This window comes from Lactiplantibacillus argentoratensis (assembly GCF_037290055.1).
In the GTDB taxonomy this organism is placed as follows: Bacteria; Bacillota; Bacilli; order Lactobacillales; family Lactobacillaceae; genus Lactiplantibacillus; species Lactiplantibacillus plantarum.
In genome coordinates this window covers 316702-339298 of record NZ_CP147647.1, presented here as the reverse complement: position 1 = coordinate 339298, position 22597 = coordinate 316702, and the positions used below count along the sequence as shown (strand labels likewise).

General features: G+C 45.0%; 22 protein-coding genes. 7 read left to right on the top strand and 15 right to left on the bottom strand.

The window, feature by feature from the left end; genetic code table 11:
* Positions 1-39: 39 nt before the first annotated feature.
* Positions 40-960, top strand: coding sequence for a ribonucleoside hydrolase RihC (gene rihC / locus V7R88_RS01565; protein ID WP_063724646.1), 921 nt, complete (start codon positions 40-42; stop codon positions 958-960).
* Between the two features lie 153 nt (positions 961-1113).
* Here the strand turns inward: rihC and V7R88_RS01560 are convergent, their stop codons facing one another.
* The 3 genes from V7R88_RS01560 to V7R88_RS01550 all read right to left on the bottom strand — a co-directional run bounded on the left by V7R88_RS01560 (position 1114) and on the right by V7R88_RS01550 (position 2719).
* A complete protein-coding gene (locus tag V7R88_RS01560; RefSeq protein ID WP_063724645.1) occupies positions 1114-1671 on the bottom strand; it encodes an acetyl-CoA carboxylase biotin carboxyl carrier protein in 558 nt (185 codons plus the stop codon).
* A gap of 103 nt (positions 1672-1774) precedes the next feature.
* Positions 1775-2095: a hypothetical protein gene (locus V7R88_RS01555; RefSeq protein WP_223843866.1), complete on the bottom strand. Its 321-nt coding sequence runs from the start codon at positions 2093-2095 to the stop codon at positions 1775-1777.
* A 153-nt stretch (positions 2096-2248) separates the two neighbouring features.
* Positions 2249-2719 (bottom strand): RrF2 family transcriptional regulator, encoded by a 471-nt coding sequence (locus V7R88_RS01550; protein WP_214334700.1) that lies wholly within the window; start codon positions 2717-2719, stop codon positions 2249-2251.
* Between the two features lie 109 nt (positions 2720-2828).
* Here V7R88_RS01550 and V7R88_RS01545 point away from each other — a divergent pair, with 109 nt between their 5' ends.
* Positions 2829-4025 carry a DUF2075 domain-containing protein gene (locus V7R88_RS01545; protein WP_003641933.1) on the top strand — a complete coding sequence of 399 codons (1197 nt, stop codon included), beginning with the start codon at positions 2829-2831 and terminating at the stop codon, positions 4023-4025.
* 30 nt (positions 4026-4055) lie between these two features.
* The gene (locus V7R88_RS01540; RefSeq protein WP_003641932.1) at positions 4056-4565 is read left to right on the top strand and encodes a YbhB/YbcL family Raf kinase inhibitor-like protein; all 510 of its coding nucleotides are present in this window, start codon (positions 4056-4058) and stop codon (positions 4563-4565) included.
* 112 nt (positions 4566-4677) lie between these two features.
* On the opposite strand, the gene V7R88_RS01535 is transcribed toward V7R88_RS01540, so the two are convergent.
* From V7R88_RS01535 to rpiA, 3 genes are all read right to left on the bottom strand, one after another.
* Positions 4678-5046 (bottom strand): DUF1304 domain-containing protein, encoded by a 369-nt coding sequence (locus tag V7R88_RS01535; RefSeq protein ID WP_013355173.1) that lies wholly within the window; start codon positions 5044-5046, stop codon positions 4678-4680.
* A gap of 264 nt (positions 5047-5310) precedes the next feature.
* Positions 5311-6816 (bottom strand): multicopper oxidase family protein, encoded by a 1506-nt coding sequence (locus V7R88_RS01530; RefSeq protein WP_054397361.1) that lies wholly within the window; start codon positions 6814-6816, stop codon positions 5311-5313.
* Between the two features lie 157 nt (positions 6817-6973).
* On the bottom strand, positions 6974-7642 hold the full coding sequence (rpiA, locus tag V7R88_RS01525) for a ribose 5-phosphate isomerase A (protein ID WP_214334701.1): 669 nt from the start codon (positions 7640-7642) through the stop codon (positions 6974-6976).
* A gap of 193 nt (positions 7643-7835) precedes the next feature.
* Here rpiA and V7R88_RS01520 point away from each other — a divergent pair, with 193 nt between their 5' ends.
* Complete coding sequence (locus tag V7R88_RS01520; protein WP_063724637.1) at positions 7836-8399, top strand: M57 family metalloprotease; 564 nt, start codon at positions 7836-7838, stop codon at positions 8397-8399.
* A gap of 229 nt (positions 8400-8628) precedes the next feature.
* On the opposite strand, the gene V7R88_RS01515 is transcribed toward V7R88_RS01520, so the two are convergent.
* Together V7R88_RS01515 and V7R88_RS01510 are read right to left on the bottom strand one after the other, a co-directional pair.
* A complete protein-coding gene (locus V7R88_RS01515) occupies positions 8629-8898 on the bottom strand; it encodes a hypothetical protein (RefSeq protein WP_054397356.1) in 270 nt (89 codons plus the stop codon).
* 102 nt (positions 8899-9000) lie between these two features.
* On the bottom strand, positions 9001-9960 hold the full coding sequence (locus V7R88_RS01510; protein WP_054397353.1) for an L-lactate dehydrogenase: 960 nt from the start codon (positions 9958-9960) through the stop codon (positions 9001-9003).
* A gap of 528 nt (positions 9961-10488) precedes the next feature.
* Here V7R88_RS01510 and V7R88_RS01505 point away from each other — a divergent pair.
* Positions 10489-11805, top strand: a complete 1317-nt coding sequence (locus tag V7R88_RS01505) for an ammonium transporter (RefSeq protein WP_214334704.1) — start codon at positions 10489-10491, stop codon at positions 11803-11805.
* Positions 11806-12130: 325 nt separating this feature from the next.
* On the opposite strand, the gene V7R88_RS01500 is transcribed toward V7R88_RS01505, so the two are convergent.
* Complete coding sequence (locus V7R88_RS01500) at positions 12131-13576, bottom strand: MFS transporter (protein ID WP_214334706.1); 1446 nt, start codon at positions 13574-13576, stop codon at positions 12131-12133.
* Positions 13573-14115 carry a PadR family transcriptional regulator gene (locus V7R88_RS01495; RefSeq protein ID WP_046038086.1) on the bottom strand — a complete coding sequence of 181 codons (543 nt, stop codon included), beginning with the start codon at positions 14113-14115 and terminating at the stop codon, positions 13573-13575. Before V7R88_RS01495 ends, V7R88_RS01500 begins: the two co-directional genes overlap by 4 nt.
* 905 nt (positions 14116-15020) lie before the next feature.
* Between V7R88_RS01495 and V7R88_RS01490 the strand changes: the two genes are divergently transcribed.
* Positions 15021-16019, top strand: a complete 999-nt coding sequence (locus V7R88_RS01490) for an IS30 family transposase (protein ID WP_016527164.1) — start codon at positions 15021-15023, stop codon at positions 16017-16019.
* An 88-nt stretch (positions 16020-16107) separates the two neighbouring features.
* On the opposite strand, the gene V7R88_RS01485 is transcribed toward V7R88_RS01490, so the two are convergent.
* A complete protein-coding gene (locus tag V7R88_RS01485) occupies positions 16108-17199 on the bottom strand; it encodes an ABC transporter ATP-binding protein (RefSeq protein ID WP_214334708.1) in 1092 nt (363 codons plus the stop codon).
* Between the two features lie 12 nt (positions 17200-17211).
* Positions 17212-18027 carry an ABC transporter permease gene (locus V7R88_RS01480; protein ID WP_003641920.1) on the bottom strand — a complete coding sequence of 272 codons (816 nt, stop codon included), beginning with the start codon at positions 18025-18027 and terminating at the stop codon, positions 17212-17214.
* Between the two features lie 594 nt (positions 18028-18621).
* On the opposite strand from V7R88_RS01480, the gene V7R88_RS01475 reads away from it, so the two are divergent.
* Positions 18622-19788 carry a hypothetical protein gene (locus V7R88_RS01475; protein WP_063852390.1) on the top strand — a complete coding sequence of 389 codons (1167 nt, stop codon included), beginning with the start codon at positions 18622-18624 and terminating at the stop codon, positions 19786-19788.
* Positions 19789-19964: 176 nt separating this feature from the next.
* On the opposite strand, the gene V7R88_RS01470 is transcribed toward V7R88_RS01475, so the two are convergent.
* The 3 genes from V7R88_RS01470 to V7R88_RS01460 all read right to left on the bottom strand — a co-directional run bounded on the left by V7R88_RS01470 (position 19965) and on the right by V7R88_RS01460 (position 22582).
* Positions 19965-21140 (bottom strand): pyridoxal phosphate-dependent aminotransferase, encoded by a 1176-nt coding sequence (locus V7R88_RS01470; RefSeq protein WP_003641918.1) that lies wholly within the window; start codon positions 21138-21140, stop codon positions 19965-19967.
* Positions 21141-21293: 153 nt separating this feature from the next.
* Positions 21294-21614, bottom strand: a complete 321-nt coding sequence (locus V7R88_RS01465) for a hypothetical protein (RefSeq protein WP_003646430.1) — start codon at positions 21612-21614, stop codon at positions 21294-21296.
* Positions 21611-22582 carry a biotin--[acetyl-CoA-carboxylase] ligase gene (locus V7R88_RS01460; RefSeq protein WP_054397326.1) on the bottom strand — a complete coding sequence of 324 codons (972 nt, stop codon included), beginning with the start codon at positions 22580-22582 and terminating at the stop codon, positions 21611-21613. Before V7R88_RS01460 ends, V7R88_RS01465 begins: the two co-directional genes overlap by 4 nt.
* Positions 22583-22597: the final 15 nt, after the last annotated feature.

Sequence of the window (22597 nt, the reverse complement as noted above, 5' to 3'; positions counted from 1 at the left end):
ACTAATTTCAAGCACGTCAATTTAATTGGAGGAATGAACATGTCAACAAAGATTATCATGGACACTGACCCTGGTATTGATGATGCCGCCGCAATTACCTTTGCGTTAAATCATCCTGACTTGGACTTACAATTAATTACAACGGTCGCCGGCAATGTGACGGTCGACAAAACGACGCTGAATGCGCTCAAACTAACGCGCTTCTTTAACAGTGACGTTCCCGTAGCGGGTGGGGCTGCCCAACCGCTGATCAAGCCGTTTGAAGATGCCGTCCGAATTCACGGTGTTTCAGGAATGCCGGGTTATGACTTCCCGACTGACCTTGCGAAACCATTACCAGAAACAGCCGTTGAAGCGCTCCGTGACTACATCATGGCTGCTGAACAACCGATTACGTTAGTGCCAACGGGAGCCTATACCAACATCGCGCTCTTATTTAAGACCTACCCCGAAGTAATGCCACACATTAAAGAAATCGTTGCGATGGGTGGGGCCTTAGGCAAAGGTAATATGACCAGCGCTGCAGAATTCAACGTCTTTACCGACCCGCATGCGGCTGAAATCATGTACCAATCCGGCGTTCCAATTACCATGGTCGGCTTAGACGTGACGATGAAGGCCCTCTTAACGCGCGAATCGATTGAACAGTTACCGGCCCTCGGTAAAACTGGCGAAATGCTTCACGCCCTCTTTGGTCATTACAACGACCGCAACCAGACTGGCGTTGCGATGCACGATGTCAATACACTCTTCTACTTACTACATCCAGAAGCCTTCACGACTGAAAAGATGTGGATTGATGTCCAGACGGAGGGCCCCGCTAATGGCGAGACCGTTGGCGATATTCGTGGTGCTTACCATGACGGTAAAACCAACGCGACCGTTTGTGTCGATATTGATGCGGCTGCTTTCAACAAATGGTTCCTAGAAACCGTGGCAGCCATTGACCAACCTAAATAAACCACTACCAATCGTCATTAATTAAGCTAAAAAATGAACCACTTCAGCTTGCACAACTATCATGTGCGCTTGAAGTGGTTCATTTTTAGTTTGTGTCACGCTTTTATCAAGACATAGTGCTTAATACGTTCAGCAACCACTGACAGTACCTGATTAAATGTCATCCGGTGTATCTGGGATTAATTGAATCAATGGTTGACCGAAGTTGACTTCTTCACCATTCTTCACTAGGAAGGCCTTGACCGTCCCCGCTTGCTTAGCAACCACTGGCCGCATCATCTGCATCGCTTGAATGAGGCCGACTTGTTGACCAACGCTAACGTGGTCGCCTAACTTAACGTATGGCGCTTCTTCTGAAGAATGCGCTGGGTAATAGATTCCGACGACCGGTGCCGTCACGCATTCTTTAGGATCAATCGGCGCTGGTTCTGGTTCAGGATCAGATGTTACAACGCTCGTCGGATTGCTAGCCGTACTGGTCGCCACTGGGGTTGGTTCCGCCTCCGCAACAACTGGGGTACTAACCGTTGAGACCGGTGTTGGGTCAATCACCGGCTGATTGGGAAGTGGCGCCGGCTGCGGGGTCACCGTCGTCTTGCCGTGTCCCTTCTTACCCATTTGAATTTCAAAATCTTGGTCCCGATACTCAAAACTAGTTAAACTGCTTTGTTCAAACTTGTCCATTAACTGATAAATCTTATCTAATTCCATACAACACCCTCCAATTAATTTACGCTTTGATTATACCGCATAGTTTAGCGCAGGAGTGTGGTGGAAGTATGAACGCTTCTTTAAGAATTCGTCAATATTTCGATTAAGCAGACGCCAACTCATGATCCGCCGGAACTAATTTAAACAGAAATAATGGTGCTGGTGACTTACCGGCCTGCGCGTACGCTAACACTGTATCAACGTGGTCTAGCTGTAACAACCGATCATCAAGTTGCCACAAGCCACGTTGGTAATAGTCGCGGCAATATTGCACGAGGTTGGTCAAAAAGTTACCAATGGCCTCATTGACCGTCGCGCCACGCCCATCGACACCCCAAAAATCGGCGGATTCTAACCAGTATCGTTGTTCCGATAATTCTCGATAACGACCAACTTCATGAATTAACACTAACCGTGCTGTCATTGCCAAGGCCCCTTTCAATCTCAATGCCACTTTCATAATGACATCTAAGATAGCACCGATAATTAGCCCTGACAATCCTGAATGGCAAACCCGTTTCAAATTAAGGTTATTAACGAAAATCGCCTTGTTTTCCAATCAAGTGATACTTTTTACTTAAGATTCTGAATCTTGTTCGTGTTGTAAAAACGTGCCGTGGTGGTTCAGGTCGGCTTGTAAATCAGCCATCGTAAACTGATGATAGTAAGCCCGATATTGACGGTCAGCTACTGTAAATAAATCCGTCAACGTTTCACTAATATTGGCCGCAATCGGGGATTGATCAGCCTGTTCATCCGTTTTGGATGGTCCCGTAATGAAGCGCGCATAGCTAATTGTTGGGGGGATGGTTAAATCATATAGATTGCCGAGGTTCATATCGGCCAACGCCAAGTCTAATTGGTAGCCCCCATTTTTACCAACCGTCCCCGTTAAATATCCATGCTTATGTAGAACTGATAAAATATTGCGAATCATCACCGGGTTAAGATGCAGTGACTGCGCGAGTTCCCGACTAGAGACCTTACTATCACGGTGTGCATCAAGGTACAGGATACTATGCACCGCCACCGAAAAATCAAGTTTCATGTTACTTCCTCCCACACTTTGTCATAATTCTATTCTACCACCAACTGTAATGACTCTCATTTCAATTAGCCCCAATATGCAGGTATAATGTATTTGGGAGTGAAAAAATATGTCATCTACAATCAGTGCCGCAACGTTCAAGCTAAATGATCAAGCTGCGTTGTCACCGGCACAACAATCATTAGAGCACCAACTATTAACTTTTATCCGTACCCATCGCCAGCAAAAACAGCCCAGCCTCTTTGTTATTCATGGTGATGCAGGAACTGGCAAGAGTGCCGTATTAGCCGCCGCGTTTGCTCGGCTACAAGCCCTCAATCGTAGCTTGACACCAAACGATTTGCAGGCCACTGACAACTATCTCGTCGTCAATCACAATGAAATGCTCAAAATTTATAAGCGCTTAGCTGGTGAAGATCCCGTCTTGCGCAAAAAAGACTTTCAAAAACCCACTCCGTTGATCAACCGGTTGGCAAAAGACCACCGGCAAGCAGACGTTGTTTTTATTGACGAAGCGCACCTATTACTCACGCAACCAGACCGCTATAACCGCTTTACAGGTCACAACCAGTTAACGGAACTGATCAATCATAGTCGCGTCGTTGTCCTCGTCTTCGACACCCGTCAAGTCTTGAAGTTAAAGAGCTACTGGCACAGCAACGATCTCAAGCCATTTTTAGACCAGTACCCGCACGCGAGCTACAACTTAGACGAGCAATTTCGGGTCACTGGCGGCGCCGATGTTGTCGACTGGATCGATGGTTTTACCCGCGGGCAATTACAACCAAAACCCGTTAGCGATAACTTTGATCTACGCTTTTTTGATGACGGGCAACCCTTATACGACCTGATCAAACAACGCGACCAGCAGTATGGACTCGCTCGGATGGTGGCAACCGCTGACTTCCCGTACGTCGTTAATCATGGCACTTGGTACGTGACGGCCGGACAATTGAAGCTTCCGTGGGATAAAGTCAACTTAACTGATGATCCTTGGGCCTTACGACCTGAGACACTGAATGAAGTTGGTTCTATTTATACCATTCAAGGGTTTGATTTGAATTATGCGGGGGTCATTCTTGGCCCTTCTGTAGGCTATGATGAAGACCATGATCGGATTGTCGTTCGCCCTGAACGCTATGAAGATCAAGAAGCGTTCAAAAACCGGACAGACTTAGGCGATCTGCGTCCCCTTAAACAGCAGATTATCTTTAACTCAATCAACGTCTTGATGAAACGTGGTCGTTATGGGCTTTATATTTATGCGGTTGACCCAGCACTACGCCAGCGACTATTAGCGTTATAATAAGACTAATTACACGAGGAGGGATTTGCAATGCAACTATCAATTCCGACCATCAATGGCGCCCTTGCAGCCACCTATTCCAAACAAGCGGCCGTTGCCCAAACGTATAAGGGCCACCCCATCATCTCGTTTCCCGTTGACATTAGTGATGTGCCAGCTGGCACCCATTCACTGGCGTTCACTTTCGTTGACCACGATGCAATTCCGGTAGGTGGCTTCACCTGGATTCATTGGATTGCCGCCAATTTACCGGCAACCACGACCCACATCCCTGAAAATGCCAGTCAGACCGGTGCTATTCCGATGGTCCAAGGTAATAATTCCACAGCGGGCGCCTATGTTCACGAGACTGATCCGAAAGTTAGCCAACACTACGTCGGCCCGTATCCGCCTGACAAGGATCATCGTTATTCATTTAAACTATTTGCACTTGATACTGAGTTAGACCTCCAACCTGGATACTGGCTCAACGAATTTCATGATGCCATTGCCGGTCACGTGCTAGCAACTGCTAAAACGACGGTCATTGGCAAAGTGTAATCCAATCTGCCATATAATATGGATAGCTTAGACAACCAAAAACGTTGCTACAGAATCACGTAGCAACGTTTTTTATTAACACTAATATAATGGCATTACTTCAAAGAACCGGTTAAGCAAAATACATCAGAATAAACGCAATTAATGCCGGTAGCCCCTGAATCACGACGATTGCGCGACTGACAGTAATACTACCATAAACCGCGGCAACCATCACACAGGCTAAGAAAAACAGGGTTGCCCCGACGCTCGCGACGGCCGGAATCACAAACAAGCTGTATAAAATACCGACGGCCAAGAAACCGTTATATAACCCTTGATTTTTAAACAATAATTGCACTGACGGCGACTGTAGCGTTTGCCGTGGAATTCCAAACGCTTTTGCGGCCATTTCACTATCCGCATTAAACATTTCCAGCCACAAAATAAATAAATGTTCAACGGCAACCAAGATCGCCATAATCATTGCTGCAACGTGCATCCTAATCCCCTCCTTTTTTCGGTCCTTACTTGAATTGTACCAGTTACTGCGCCTAAACTGTAGAAATACAGACTTACTTGTCTTTATACGAGCTAATTCGTCACAAATCATGATTAAAACATGGTAAATCCGGGGTCAAAACCGCCACCGTTTTGACCCCGAGGTGCTTTTAAATGATAAAGCCCGACTACGACCAAGCAGATAACTTGCTAGTTGCAACCGGGCTTTATTCACATCTCATCACTAAATTAGCTTAATCTACACTTACATACCAGGCATCCAAACATCTTCGGGCTTGATGCCTTGTTCCTTCGCAAAAGCATTCCGTAAGGTGTCCATATCCATTAAATGATAAGTTTGTGGGTGTTGTGGATCATATGATTCAATTTGGGCCATCATACCACCATCTTCATGTTCGATGATATGGCAGTGATACATGTAAACCCCCGTCAGCTCAAATTTGACCTTGATCCGCACCGTTTCACCAGGGTTGACACCGACCGTATCTTTCAGCCCATGTTCATTAGGATAAACTGGGCCATCGTTCCGTGCCAAAACTCTAAATTGAGTCCCATGAACGTGGAATGGATGAACCATGCCGTTTTCAGTACTGTTGGTGTTGCGGATTTCCCAAATGGCGACATCCCCAACTTTCTGCCGAGCGTCGATGCGACTCATATCGAATTTCTTACCATCCAGCGCGACTTCATCATCCATCCCATCCATCGTGATTGTGCGAACAGGTAAGTCAGGTGTTGGGGTTTCATCAGGAATATCAACTAAATGTTCTGGTAGTTTGGTGTCATCCGGTACGAACGACTTGATTCGGAAGCGACATAGCGGCGTATCATCCGTCATCAGCGTGACTTCATCGCCCGGCTGATACTGACCGAAATCAACGACAATTTCGTCCCGTTCCGCACAGGTCATCATCACTTTAGTCATATAAACCGGTGCCGGCAAAATGCCACCATCGGAAGCGACCTGTGCAAATTCCAAATCGTCATTGAAGTGCAGACGCCATTCGCGCCGGTTCGACCCATCCAAGATTCGTAGCCGCACCCGCTGCGTCGTCACATCAAAATATGGGTTGACCGTCCCGTTAACTAACGCCGTATGCCCTTGAACACCATCTGGATCGTAGTCCGCCCGGTAATCAAATTGGTTATCATCGTGAAATTCACGGTCTTGTAATACCAACGGAATATCATCCACACCATAATTACGTGGTAACGGTAACTGATCTTCAACGTCATCCTTAATAATCACCATCGTTGCTAGGCCTTTCCAAACCTGCGTCGCAGTCGATGGGCACGGATGAGCATGTAACCACGTAGTCGCAGCTGGTTGATGTACTTTAAAGTCAATGTGGTTCGTTTCACCGGGATAGACCGGTGCGTGGCAGCCACCATCGGTAATCGGCCCTGGGACATTCAAGCCGTGCCAATGGAAAGTCGTCAATTCAGGGAGTTTATTTTTCAAGTCAATATGGGTCTGCTTACCATTACGAAAGACGATGGTTTGGCCTAGGAAGCCCGCATTATAGCCCCACGTTTTAGTCTTCTTACCAGGTAAAAACTGGGTTTCGCTTTCTTGTGCCGTGACGGTATAGTAATCATCCGTATCCGTCTGGCGGTCCGGCTTCAATAACGGTGGAATCGCTAACGGTTGTGGATCGACTTTCGGTGTAACTAGTGGAATATAGCCACCGTCATGTGTGTTGTAAGCAGGTTCATCAAAAAAATAATCAGTATAGACTTTTTTTACCATGTTGACATCCCCTTAGATATTTAAAATAACATAGATTCAAAAAATGGTGGCGCTTTTATACGTCACCTTCAGTTTAGAATTATTTTAAAAAAGTGTCAAACGAATTTCAGCGCTCAATTGCTAATCATTAAGGTCATGCTATCGTTCCTGATGACACTTAAAATAGCGCTTTGACCGTATTCGTGGCCGCATCGCCCAACCAAGCATTCGTCACCAAGTGATCAAAATAGCTCGTCTCAACAACGCCAGCCAAAGTTGCTAATCCAGCATTCAGGTCCGTGAGCTTGGCATACGTTGGAAAATGACAATCGATCAATAAATTGCCACTATCGGTTAACGTGAAGCCGTCCCGATTATTAGCAGTTCGAATGGTTGCCTGACCGCCAAGATCACTCACCGTCCGCATGACTAATGACAAGGCCGCTGGTAGCACTTCTAAGACTAGTGGCGTCTTGATATCAAATTGATCGACTAACCGGTCCTGCATCGTTAGTAACCAATATTCATCCGCCAAGCTGGCAATAATCTTCTCATTAGCATGGATTCCACCGCCACTTTTGAGCGCGTTACCGTGATGATCTAACTGATCGCAGCCGTCAAAAGCAATATCGACGCGGTCACAATATGCAGTATCTACAACGGTATACCCGAGCACGGTCGCAAGTTGGCGGGTCGTCGGTGATGGGGTGACGACCGTAATATCATTCACATGATTGGCTGCCTCCTTGACCAGTTCACCAACCGTCGAGCCACCACCAAAACCAACAACCATTTGCGGTTTTATTAACGTCAAGGCTTGTTGAACAATTGCCTGTTTAATCGTCATATCAATTTCCTTCCATCATCATAAGATGTTCTCATCATAGCACGTGATAACCTATTTAACTAACTTTAATCGTCACCAAATCTCGCAATTTTGGGTCAAATCCGGGTCTAGGATGAGGCCCCTATCTCAGCAACGTTTTAAAATACAATTATTGATGGCGACCTTCGTTTTTGGGGGAAAGAGGGTTACAACAATGAAGAATAAGTACAGTGCTAAGTTAGGTTTAACCACATTAACTGTGATTTTTGGTCTTGGGCTGACACCAATTGCCAACGCAAAATCGATTGCGACACCATATTCACGGAGTCGTTGGCCACACGCCCAAGTGACTTATGTCATTCAAGCATCATCGTATGAGCGGCACGTCTACCAGGCGGCCATCCAAGCCTGGAATGCGACTGGTCACTTTAAATTCGTGCCGGGCACCACTGCTCACCATCAAATTACTTTGGGGACCAGTAATGCCACCAGTGGGCAGTATTATCGCTTAGCCGGTATTACTTTTTCGACCGGTTATACCAATGGTTATTACACAAAAGCGCAAGTGTACTTGTTAACACGTAATTTTGTACGCTACCACTATTCCTATTCAGATCAAGTCCACGTGGCTGAACACGAGTTAGGACATACCATTGGTTTGGAACACAGCCGCGATCGCCACAGTGTCATGTTAGCTGATAATCGCTATAACGGTATTAGTGCAGCCGATAGCGCGGCGGTGCGGCTACGTTACCGCTTACCAGTTGGCAGGCTTTAGGTAAAGCAATCCAACTAGGTCTGCCATTAATACCTTGGGTACGGTGACCCCACTTTGATGTTTACAATCAATACCGCACCCAGGAAGGCCGTGATGATGAGTCGCGGCCTTTTTAGTGAGCATCGATGGCCGTAATCATTGTTGAAACATAACTTAATTGGCACACTAAAAATGATTGCAGACAAAAAGCACTTTGATACGGTCGATTTCTCGTATCAAAGTGCTGCGTTTAGCTGTGCAGTAAATAACCGTAGCTTCCTAAAATAACTAGTACATACCCTGTAGCCGTGACCAATGCTAGCAACATGCCGCTCCCAGGTTGCCACCCGCGGTGATGACAAAAAGTCAAACAGCCACTAGTTAACAACATTAGCGCAAACGTTGCGGCGATGACTCCGAAGAACTGGCCCCATTGACCAAGCAAGGCACAGCCTACTCCCAGAATCGTCGCGATTACGATCACTAACCACCGTTGCCGGTTTGTTAATTGTCGGCGCATATTCATCCCACCATATAGTTAATGCAGTCAACGTTCTGCTTAGTAAAATTTTAACATTTTGGTAGAAGTTTGCCAAACAAGACAATTAACAACCGTCACTTTTTAGGCTTGTTGCCGTTTTTTTACTGATGAGTCACTTAAGACGTCATCAAAGGCGTGGAATTTCTCGATAATCGTGTCCGCTGAATTACGGAACTTAGCTTGTTCATCAGCAGTCAGCGCAAGCGTCGTCACACTCTCGACCCCATCTTTGCCAATGATTGCTGGCTGACCAACATACGTCCCAAAGGTCTCACTATACGCAGAGACCGGGCATGCTAAGCGAGCATTTGCAAAGACCGCTTCACTTAATTTAACCGCGCAAGTGGCGATGGCAAAACTGGTATAACCCTTACCAGAATGAACCGCCCAGCCACCATGGCGTGCAGCTGCCTCAAGTGCATCTAAGTCCAAATGATACTTATCAACCAAGGATGTAATTGGAATACCATTAACCTGAACCGTTGACCACGCGCTGAATTGTGATTCGCCGTGTTCACCGTAAACATACCCGCTAATGTTTTTTGGATCACAGTCGAAGGCTTCTGCGACAACCTTTTGCATGCGCGCCGTATCCAAGAAAGTCCCAGTCCCAAAGACCTGTTGGCGTGATAATCCCGTTGCGCGTTGGAAATAGTGCGTAATTGCGTCGCACGGATTCATTGTATCGATGACCACGCCATTAAATTTGGTTGCTTTAACTTTCGGCGCGATATCTTGAACGATTTGCTTCGTATATTCAAATTCAGCCCATCGGTTACCGGAAGCATGGTCTAACGCGTGAATGTTGCCGCTAGTAACAAATAAAATATCCGTGTCGTCTAATTCATGATAGTCATTGATTTTAATAATCGTTCGACTATCTAAACGGGCTTGAGCGTCTTGTAAATCTAATTGCTCTGCGCGAGCTTTAGCCGCATTAGTATCAATCAAGACTAATTCATCCGCAATTCCTTTACAAACTAATGTATAAGCAATGGTCGCTCCAACGTGACCGACCCCAATAATCGCATATTTTCGCATAAGCTGAACCTCCGTTTTAATTATTAAGACGTTATGTAATAATCTCATCATCTTTTAATTTATGTGGTGATAACCTTACTGCTCCGGTTACTAATGGTCAACCGCTGAAAGCGCCTTATCTTTCATATCATCATTTTATTAATTAAAAATTCGTATTTTATCAACTATTAGGGCCTTTCAGTTTAAGATAATTAATCAAAATGGGGCGCTCACTTATTTTTTTGCTTTCCAAACGAATCACTAGTCAGGTCGTTGAGTCGTGATTGTCGGTTACATCCACATCATGGCCGACTGTTCCGGTCGCTGTGCATTAGCGCTACACTGCATCGCAACCACCACTTAGTGAAAATGGTGATTGATAGCTGCAGCTTAGACCCACGTTAAAAAATATAACATTAACAATCATAATGATCGGTGGTTGACCGATATAAGTTCGGTATTTATCCTAAAATATAAAAAAAGAGTGCGTCACTCAATAATCAATGTTATAATTTCTAACATCAAATGGTATGGATAGGGGTTGGGAGTATGAACGCTGCAAATTCAACGTTTTTAGTGTTATCTAGTATATTGGTATTATTCATGACGCCCGGATTAGCATTTTTCTACGGTGGCTTAGTTTCCAAACGGAATGTCGTTAACACCATGTTATCCGTCTTCATGATTTGTGGCTTAGCAATCTTGTTATGGCTCGCATTCGGTTATTCACTATCTTTTTCCGGTGATTTAGGTGGCTTTGTCGGTAATCTCAGAGCCACTTGGTTGCATGGTGTCGACTTGACCGCGCTTACCGCAACAAAGATTCCCAACGGTTTATATCTCATCTTTCAAATGATGTTCGCCATCATCACGCCGGCACTATTTGTTGGCGCGGTGGTCGGCCGTATCCGTTTTAAATTCTTATTAACCTTCATCATCTTCTGGTCACTCCTCATCTACTATCCAATGGTTCATATGGTTTGGGATAACGGTTTATTAGCTAAACTCGGCGTCATCGACTTCGCTGGTGGCACCGTCGTCCACATCAATGCCGGTATCACCGCTTTAGTCTTATCAGCATTCTTAGGTGCACGCCACAAGTATGGCAAAGATGCGACCCAGCACTATAACATCTTATGGGTATTGCTGGGGACCGCTATTTTATGGATTGGCTGGTACGGTTTCAACGCCGGTTCGGCGCTTGCCATGAACGACATCGCCATCCAAGCCTTCTTAACCACGACCGTTGCCACCGCCACTTCCATGATGACGTGGATGGTCGTTGATATGCTAACCAAGGGCAAACCAACCCTAGTCGGCGTCTGCACCGGTACCCTTTGTGGTCTCGTTGCGATTACACCTGCTTGTGGCTACGTCACCATTTCTGGTGCCTTTTGGATTGGCCTTATCGCCACATTAACTAGTTACGGCTTCATTACGTTCATCAAACCACGCTTAGGTATTGATGATGCACTCGATGCCTTTGGCTGCCACGGTGTTTCCGGCATGGTCGGCAGTATCATGACTGGGCTATTCGCTAGCAAAGCCGTTAATCGCACAATTTCTCTAAACGGTCTTTTCTATGGTGGCGGCTTTAAATTATTCGGATTACAACTATTAGCAACGATCTTTACCATTGGCTTTACTACCATCGTTTGCATCGTCATTATCGTACTATTGAAACGAGTCATCAGAATGCGCGTTGACGAACAAGAGGAAGAACTCGGACTCGATCAAGGCGAACACGGCGAAGTCGCCGACTACACCGTTCAAATGAGTCACGACTTGACGAACATTCAACACCATAGCGATGAATTTCGTGGTCAGTTAGCGCAACTGCTAGATAAGCAACAACGATTCCGATAATCGGAATCATGGGCGTAATATGCACAGGTTTCAGTGCGTTCGAGAAAGCAGTCGCATGGCATTTCTATCAATGCTCAGTATCACAAGCGGGCATAAATCAGACGGGAGAAGACTGTGGATTAGCCTAACTAGGGAATTAAACGACGAGTTTGGCGTCATAACGGCGCTAATCCGAGTTTTTTTCAGTGAGCTTATGCCCTGGATCTTTAAAACAAGCCTGATTTAACGACCCCATTTCAGCAACATCAAGGATGCAAGAATATAAAAACGTGTCGCAAGAAATCATCTCAGATTTCTCGCAACACGTTTTTTGATTTACTAATGTTTACTTGGCAGGTGCCGTGCGTCGATGTTTTAGTAACCGCCCGCCAGTAATGACCGTCGCAACTAAACAAATCCCTAACGAGACCATGAACGCAATGTGCATACCATCAATAAAGATCTCCGGGTGAGTTGGCAGGTATGACGTAACCTTATACCCCGCTGATTGACTCATTGCCGAATATAGTACGGTCGTGGCAACCGAAATTCCAACAATCATGCCTAATTCACGTGCCAACGCGTTAATCCCGCCAGCAACGCCCAAGTCCTTGACCGCCACTGAACTCATCACGATCGAATTATTAGGTGCCATGAAGATACCATTGCCAAATCCAACTAATCCGACGAATAATAAGAAGAACCAAAGTGGTGTTGCTAGCCCCACAACCATGTAACCCACTTGACTGATTGAAATCAGGACCAATCCCACGAACGTTAACAATTCTGGTCCGATCTTGTCAGAAATCGTCCCAGCAATCGGGGCGACCACCACTTGTACGATGGGGAATACCATCAAGGCGTAGCCCGCATAGTTTGCCGCTAGCCCCCGAGCATTTTCTAAATAAAACGGGGCAATCACGTTAAAGAAAAAGTTCGCAATAAAAATTAATAACGCACATAAGATACTAATGCTAAAACGGGCATTCTTAAATAATTGTAGCGCTAGCAGCGGATTTTCATGACGTAACTCGACGCGAACAAAAATAATCAGCGTCACAATTGCCACTGCAAACAAGGCTAAGATAACCGGCTGCAAGAACCCAATCTGTTGCCCGATAAACACCCCTGCAAATAGTGCAACCATGAGTACGGCAAATAGCCCCGCCCCGGTCTTATCCAATGGTTGTTGCGTCGTCGTAACGTCTTTTGGCAAAATCATTGCACCTAAAATCATCGCCAAGATTCCCACCGGAACGTTGATCCAGAAAATATAGCCCCAGCTCAAATGAGCTAGGATCAAACCACCGATACCGGGGCCAGCAATACTCCCCAATGCAACGAATGAGCCAATCATACCTAGCGCCCGGCCCCGTTCCTTAAACGGGAAAACTTCGGTAATAATCCCGTTGTTCGTACTCATCGTCATTGCCGCTCCGACTGCTTGAATACTGCGTGCAATGAGTAGAAATGGCAACCCCACACTGAATCCTGACAATAACGAGCCAATAATGAATAGTAAGGACCCGATTTTAAACACCCGAATCTTACCGTAAATATCACCTAATTTACCAAATAATAACAATAACGCACAAACCACAATCAAATAAATTGAGACGACCCATTCTGCCTGATTCATTGGAATCGCTAAACCCTTACTCATGACTGGCAAGGCAATGTTCACAATACTCCCATCTAACGTTGACATGAACGTAAATAAACATACCGCAACCAGTATCCACCAGCGATGCTTTTGAATTTGTGGATCAGTCGCAAACGACATTGTTTTCATCCCTTAACTTCCCCTCCATTGCGCAACTGGCGTTCAAGCCAGTCTAATTGTGCTTGGGCTCGTACCCGTTGTAACTCATTGACCATCAACGCATCTTGAATATCAGCGGCAAGCATGTGGGTATTCGTCATCACCCGTTTGTGCTGCGCCGTTAAGCGTGCGACCTGTCCCCGTGCAAATTGCTGAAAATCCAACAAGATTACTTGCTGCTGATCACGACTTAATAAATGTAAAAAATTCAGCTTTATTTGAAACGTTAACTGCGTTTGCTTGTTGAGCGCGACTGGCGTCATAACTAACTGCCAAAATTGCGTGCGACCAGCCGCTGTTATCGTGGCTAACTTTTGTGGCCGTTTATTAGTGGTCCGCTTAAACGCCAGTGTTAATTCTTCAGCCGCGGCTAACTTATCTAGCAACGGGTACAACGCACCAAAACTAATAGTTAATTCTGACCCGACTACGTTTACCAGCGCTTTACGCAACTGGTAGCCCGTCATCGGATGATCCATCAACTGTCCTAAAATAAACAATTCATACATTAAATTCACCAATCTTTCGCGTTGTTAAGTATATATATCTTTTAGATATATCTCAAGGAGCCAAACTGATTTTTAATTATGCCCCTCCGTTATCGAATAACCCAGTTCACGTTTAATGCTAGATTAAAACGGCTAAACACCAGTACTTCTCAAATCGATTTTTGGGCAAAAAAATAGCACCTCTCAGGACGACATCATCGTTCGAGGTGCTATCTCATTTAATCATCACTTATGTTTCGATTTTTTATCCTTAATAAAGAAGTACCCGAATACTAACATGACCCCAATAGCCGGTACATCTAACGCATTAAAGGGGTTCTGAAATTGCGGTCCGGCCAAAATCACCAATATTGCGACAAAACATAGCCCAATTAACCACCTCCCGTATTTTTGAAAGAAACGGATAAAGGTACTGTCTGGAAATTTGAATTTGATATATTATAATACCAATATTAATAGCACATAGGCGATAACATTTAAGAATAGTGGCATATCCATGATATGACCCCCTTTATGCTCTAGTATTAAGATAACCCACCAAATGGTATTTCAGACGGAAAATAATCTAATGCTTATAGCGAATATAACTAGATTGCTGAAGCATTACAAAAAATCAAGCTTAATTTAACCCGAAACCAACTCATAAATTGTGCATTGAAGTTTAGACATTTTCCTTTCAAATCGGTAGTACGGTCAGCCCAAGCTCGTCCCCTCGAATAAAAGCATCAGCGGCCCTCAGTCCGAATAATGTGCGACGTTGTATTGTACTTTATTCCAACCAAAGCCGTCTTGAATGCACGACGAATTTACAATTGAAGTGCAACAAATGATCAAAAAGAAGACTCACAGCCTGAGTCCTTGTAAAATATAGTCACCACAACTTACTTACAAGGAGGACTCAGACTATGAGCCTATATCATCATCTTACCTTAAATGACCGTGAATGCCTACTAGTTGGGCTAACTTTAAAACAGTCTTACCAGGCCATTGCCCAACGCATCGGTTGTTCTAAAGCGACTATTTCACGGGAAGTTAGCCGGAATGGTGGTCGTTCTAAATATTCCGCAGTTAATGCGCAACTAAATTATGAGCGTCAACGTTTGAAAAGTCGACGGCCACGGATCTTATCGCAAACTGATATCCGGGCATTTGTCATTAATTGTATCGTCCATCGTAAATGGTCCCCAGAACAAATCGCAGGACGGCTAAATTTTGAGCATAGTAACTGGAAAATCAGTTACAACACAATTTATCGTGGAATTGCTTTGAATAATCTTGGTGAAAAGCGTAAAAGTCATGGTGCCCGTGGATTCGCCCGCCAATTAAGACATCGAGGTAAAACGCGCAAAGTTAAGGGAACTATCAAGGAACGGCGTGGTCGTTTTAACGATGTACCTTCAATCCACGACCGCCCACTTTCGGCTGAAAATAGAACTCGGTTTGGTCACTGGGAAGGTGACACAGTGCGTGGTAAAACCGGACGTTCAGCGCTGGTGACGCTGGTAGACCGTAAATCACGGTATTTATTAGCGGAACGGGTAAGTAAAGTCGCAGCTAAACCCGTGGCACAAGCTATGATGGACTTATTAAATAGCGTCACACCGGAACGGGTAAAGACACTTACACCTGATCGTGGAACTGAGTTTGCCAATTATCAAGACGTCATTGACACTTTAGAAATACCGGTATTTTTTCCAGATCCACACGCACCACAACAACGTGGAACCAATGAAAATACTAACGGTTTAATTCGTGAATATTTCCCCAAAGGAACTGATTTGAACGATTTAAATGACCAAGAGATTATCGCATTCGTCACAGATTTAAATAACCGTCCACGCAAGGTCTTGGGATGGAAAAGTCCAAGTGAAGTTTTCTTCGGCAAAAAGTTGCGCTTGATTTGACAATTCGTCACACAAAAAATGGGTGATTACCATCGAAATCACCCATCGATATTAATGTTAATTTAATGCAACCACTAACCAGCCGCCGTCACTTACTATTGAATAAGACTGACTGACCTTTAATATAATGATTGACTGGATGTAACAGTACTGTCGGATTCTCAATCGCCGAAGTAACCGAGTGACCTGAAACATTCACTAACGCAAAGAAGACGAACAGGACAATTGCCACTAACATGACGAGCTTGGTGGCAATCGTCATCTTTTCTGGCAAGATTTGCTTGTATAGCGTCCGATGAACTTGACGGCTAACTGCCTGCTTACTCTTATCGCTATCCTTAGCCTTTTCTTCGACTAATTGTCGTTCATAAGCGACAATGTCAAAGTCCGCTTGTTCCTTCTTCTTACCGACCTGATACTTCTTACGATAAGCCGCCGTTTGCGCTTTGAAATCCTTAGAGAATTTCCGGTAATGATCAACAGTTTCCTTGGTCTCGCCGACTTCTAAAAGATCCCCAAAGTGCATCCAAGCGACCCGGTCACAAAGTAATTCCACTTGCCGTAAATTATGGCTGACAAAGATAATGGTCTTCCCTTGCTTCTTGAATTCCATAATCTTATCCACACATTTTTGATAGAAGGTGTCATCACCAACCGAGAGTGCTTCATCAATAATCATGATGTCGGGATTGATATGCACCGCAATCGCAAATCCCAATCGTGACCGCATCCCGGTCGAATAGTCCTTAACTGGTTGACCAATAAAATCACCGATATCCGCGAAATCAACAATATCATCACGAACCGCTTGGATCTCTTTAATACTCAACCCTTGCATGAGTCCTTTCAACCGAATGTTTTCATCACCGGTCAAATTCCACTTTAAGCCGGCCCCGATTGAAATAATGGACGTATCACCGTGCACATCCACTGTCCCAGTCGTTTGAGGAATGATTCCCGAAATGATATTCGAAATCGTTGACTTACCAGAACCGTTGATTCCGATAATCCCCAACGCTTCACCTGGTTTAACGTTTAAGCTGACCCCTTTTAGCGACCAAAACCGCGGGACATCAACATTACCAATGTTAAAAAAGTGTTTTAACTTATCGTTGTTACTACGATATAAATCATATTCTTTAGTGACATTATGCAATTCAACCTTATATTGATTTTCCATCAGTTCCGCCTCCTAAATCAAATCCACAAAGTTCGAACGGAACTTGTTATAGAGATACGTTCCAGTCAGAATCACAACGAGATTGAAGAGCCAAAAGACAATCGTCAACGTGATATTAGGCTGTTGCCAGATCCAACCACGATTAAGCAGCGATTCCCGCATTCCGTTGAGCACGTAGTAGAACGGATTTAGTTCTAGTAGGCGCACAAAAACTGCGGGGAAGTTAGACGTTGTAAAGTTAAATAGCACCCCACTCATATAGAACAGCATCCGTAATACGGATTGAAGCGTGATATGCCAGTCACGAATCAGAACACTGACCGTGGCATTAAAAATCCCAAGTGAATACATTAATACGATCATACAACCAAAGTAGTAGATAAATTGAATCCAAGAAACTGAGGGCCAAATGCCATTAACGAACATCAGGAAGATTCCAAAAGCAATCATCGTCCAGAAACTATATAAGTTACCATAAATTTTAATTGACGGTAATACGTTGACTGGGAATTTCATCTTTGAAACTAACCCAACCTGACGATAAATGCTAGAAGACGCGTCCAGCGTCGTTTTGTTCATGTATAACCATGGTGCAATCCCGACAACCATCCATGGTAAATACGGGATTCCTGGCATCGGATCGCCACGTTTTAACGCGACCCCGAATACTAAGTAATAAATTCCGATTTGAATCAGTGGGTTTAGAAATTCCCACGCTAACCCAAGGTAATGGCTTTGGTATGTGGCCCGATCATCATACTTCGCCATTCGCCGAATAATCTTGAAATTGGCGAACTGATCGCCAATCGTCTTAAACATCGTAAACATAGTGCACTCCTTAAATGTATGTCGCAACACGATCAAGCGCCTCTTGAAAGGTCATGACAGATTTACGGTCAAGATAAACCGCAGACTACATTATAACGATAAACCTCGTTAATAGCACCGAAAATAACATTTTTTATTAAATATTTACCTATTATCAATGGATACTTATTGACCGATACTCCTATTTCACAAACAAAGAAAGCCCTTACATACGTTGTGTTTTAAAAAACCCGTATGCGTTTATTTTGGCAATCATCATTTGAATATCGAATTGCACTTTAAGATCACTAGCCGTGAACGCATCATCGGAACACTATTTTTTACGTAGCGATGACCAGCACCGTGTTGTGTTGCACACATACCAAACAGCCGCACTCAATGCCGGTGACAGCGTCCGGGTGCAAGCGAAAACGGTTTTAAATTTGCAGAACAAGGCCCTTCTAATGAGATGATCGACCTGAATAGCACGCGAGCATCCGTTTACTTACCTAGTCATAACACACTTACCAAACCAGCTGAATAATGACTTATAATGGCGTCTTCACCTCAAAAAGTGCTATGATGAGGGAACATTAACTAAGGGGGTTAGACACGATGAGTTCAATTATTGAGAGTTTACAATTAGCCGCACAACAGGTTCACCTCATCAACCTATATCAAGCCAATAGCGAAGTGGTTTACACCGGCTACATCGACCGTCTGGCACCTGATGGCGTTGTCGTGAATACTTACGATGATGCTGGGCTCCAGGACGGCGCCGTCTTCATGCGCTACGACGTCATTGATGAAGTTGAAATGATGAGTGAAGACCTTGATAACATGGCCTTTCGCCTTGAAAATGCAACTACTGAAGGTTTGAACAGTGTGCCACAACCAACCGTAGCTTTAGACGATCAACGGCCAGTCCTAACACAGTTAGTCACCCAAGCCCAAACCGATCATCAAGTTGTGCTACTAGTCCTCGAAGACAACGAAAATTATTTAGAAGGTCAGGTCCAACAAGTCACTGACCAAACGATTACCTTTAAAACTTTTGACAAATTTAACTTTAAAAACAACGGGCAACAGGAAATTCCATTGGCTGCTATTCAGATATTAGAGTTTTGCGGCAATGAGCTCTTATTGGAAAGCGCCTTTGTCAAGACCATCCATACGCATCGAGCAACCGTCAAAGTCAGCGAGTTTGACGACGTTGATCATACTCTAAACAACGCCTTAAATGAGCACCAACTGATTGCAATTCGGTCAGCGGACGGGTCTGACATGTTCTTTGTTGGCTTCATTAACGCATTGAACGCTGACAGTGTCCTGCTCAATCTGATCGATATGACGGGCCAATTTGGGGGCTACACCCTTTGCCGCCGTTCACTAATTGAATCGGTGACGACCCAGTCCGACTATTTACAGACAATGCGTGGCTTTATTGAATTAAACCGCCAGTATGAGTTAAATGTTCAACCCGTCTTAAACGACGAACGGTTATTTGACGCCACAACTGATCTTTTTGATTCAATTTTGCGACAAGCCGCAACTTTCAATAACCTCGTTCACATCACGACAGAAAATCCCATGTTGCCAGCAATGACTGGCTATCCGGGAACGTTAACGAACGGGCACTTCATCTTCTATAACGTGGATGATGATAATCAAATTAATCATGTTGGCACGATGATCGAACTCGATCAGGTCGTTGAATTATCCTTTGGGTACATGGACGCGTACCTGTTAGAGAAGCGGCTAAAGAGCACCGGTAATTTATAATAATTTCAATAACTTGAAACAAAATAACGCAACTGGCATGTGAATGCTAGTTGCGTTATTTTGATACCATTATTGCAGTTCAGTCCTTCCGAGCAATCAAAAACGAGTTGCGCCCCCGTTGCATGAATTATGCTAAGCAAGTAACTGACTGTCATCATTAATGCTAAGAGGTCATCCTAACGATCGAATAAGTGCAGTTTTGCAATTCGCTGACAGGCTTCCGTGAAGCGGGGTTCATCAATCAAGAGGCCAACGCGCACATAGCCTTCGCCACCCGCGCCAAAGCCGTTGCCTGGTGCCACCGCAACCGCCGCTTTATCCAACAGCAAATCGGCAAATGCTTCACTGGTATACCCTTCAGGGACTGGCATCCAAGCGTAAAATGAGCCCCCTGATGGGTAGGGCTCCCACCCAATCTTGCGGGCTGCCGTAAAGAACTGATTACGGCGTCGTTCATACAGTCTAACCAGTTCGTGGACCGTCTGTTGGTCACTGTTCAAGGCTGCAATCGCTGCATCTTGAATGGCCGGAAAGACGCTGACAAACAGATGATCCTGAATCAAATTTAAGGCTTCAATCATGTCAGCATTACCAGCGGCAAAACCAACGCGCCAACCTGCCATGTTAAAGGACTTAGATAACGTGTACATCTCAATTCCAACGTCTTTAGCCCCCGGTGTCTGTAGGAAGCTCACTGGTCGCTGACCATCGAACCCAATTGCACCATAAGCAAAGTCATGAACGATACCAATCTGATGTTCATTTGCAAAATCCACCGTGTCTTGAAAAAACTGCGACGTTGCAACAGCACCAGTGGGATTATTCGGGTAATTCAGGTACAACAGCTTGGCCGCCGCAGCCACTTGTGGATCAACCTGCTGATAATCCGGTAAGAAATGATTGTCCGCTGTTAACCGTAGTAAAGCCAACTTCACCTGTGCCAACGTAATACCAGATAAATAGTCTGGGTAACCGGGGTCAGGTAAGATCATTGTATCGCCCGGATTTAGTAAGGCAAAGGGTAACTCGACCAACCCAATCTTACTGCCACCCAATACGGCAATCTCAGTCTCCGGGTCTAATTTCACACCGTACTCGCGTTCGTAAAAATCAGCCGCGGCTTGTTTGAAGCGCGGCAAACCTCGAAACAACGAATACTTGTGATCCGCGGGATTGGCAGTTGCAGTCTGCATCGCTTTAACAACAAACTCAGGGGTGGGTTGGTCAGGATTGCCTTGACCTAAATTAATCACATCCGCACCGGCCGCCGCTTTGGCATTGACCTTTTTGACCAGATTCGCAAAAAACTGTTTTGGTAATTGCTGCAAAATTTTGGACTCTTCAAATTTCAAAATTAGTGCTTCCCTTCTGTCAATGGTTGTCAGCACAAATTCACAATCAACCATAATTTCAAGCTTAATTATGAGTTTTAATTAGAATATGTCAATTTTTTAATTGTTTTTCGATTAACCACTGAATTCAGCCAAAACTACTAAAAATACGTCTCAATTTTGCTTTTCAAAGTAAACCTTGTCATGCAACCGACACCGCGGGTTAAATGGCCGGTGACAGTGCGGGCATTGCCCCTCATGATACCGATCAACCGTCATTCGATAACGACAAGCACCACACATCACGGCTAAATCCGTCGGAGCGCTGGCCACAAAAGTATGCTGGCACAACGTATCATGGCACCGGTAACACGCGTAATAGTGTTGACATCGCCGACACCACAATGCCGCGATATCAGTTTCAAGGTGATAATGTTGGCACCGACCGGCAGCGTCTAAACCGATGCCGTAAATCACTGGTACCCACTCAGTCATACTGGTAATCCTACCCTGATCACTTCACCACTCGTAAATGTCCGCCGCTCCCCGGTCAACATGCGGACCACTAAGCCACCATGTTCATCGATATCTTCAGCCACCCCATTCACCATGGAATCGCCCACTTGAAGTGTCACTTGTTGACCCAACACTAGTGATTTAGCCCGATATGCTGGCAAAAAGTCGGCCGTAGCGTAGCGCTTTGATAGCGCTACTAGTGCTGATAATAAGGCCGCCGCTAACCGATTGCGATCCACTGGTATGCTCGGGTCGACCGCCTGGGCACGGGCTTGCAATTCTCGCGGAAAATCGGTGGTCGTTAAATTGAGCCCCACACCGACAATAAAAGCCGTTGCGGAAGTCGATTCTAATTCCAAACTTGCTTCCGTGATAATGCCCCCGACCTTATGCTGATCAAGATAAATATCATTGACCCATTTCAACCCAAAGTTCTTATTAGGATAAAATTGCTGTAAAACATTCAAGACACTCACCGCGACACCAGTTGTCAGTAAACCCACATTGACCAATGCATTCGTGGGATTAGGAACAACCAAGCTAAAATACAGCCCAGTTTTGGCCGGTGAATAGAAGTCTCGGCCCAAACGGCCATAGCCAGCTGTCTGTTCGTCCGCGAAGAAGGCGGCAAACTGTGGCTGATGATGACTTAAAAAGCTCTTAGCTAGAATCTGAGTGGACGGCGTCTGAGCGACCACTTCAAGGGGCCCCGTAAATTGACGTTGCCCATAGATTTGAATGGCTTTGGCATCCAAATTACGACTTCCCAGATAACAGTAACCCCGGTTTTTACGACTCTCAATCTGGTGTCCTTGCTTTCTCAAAGCATTGATTGCCTTCCAAATGCTCTCACGACTACAGCCAACTGATTGGGCAAGCTGGTCCCCCGATTGCCACTCACCATGATGACGCAATAAAATTGTTAAGACCTGTTCTTTAGTTGTCATTATGACCTCCTGACC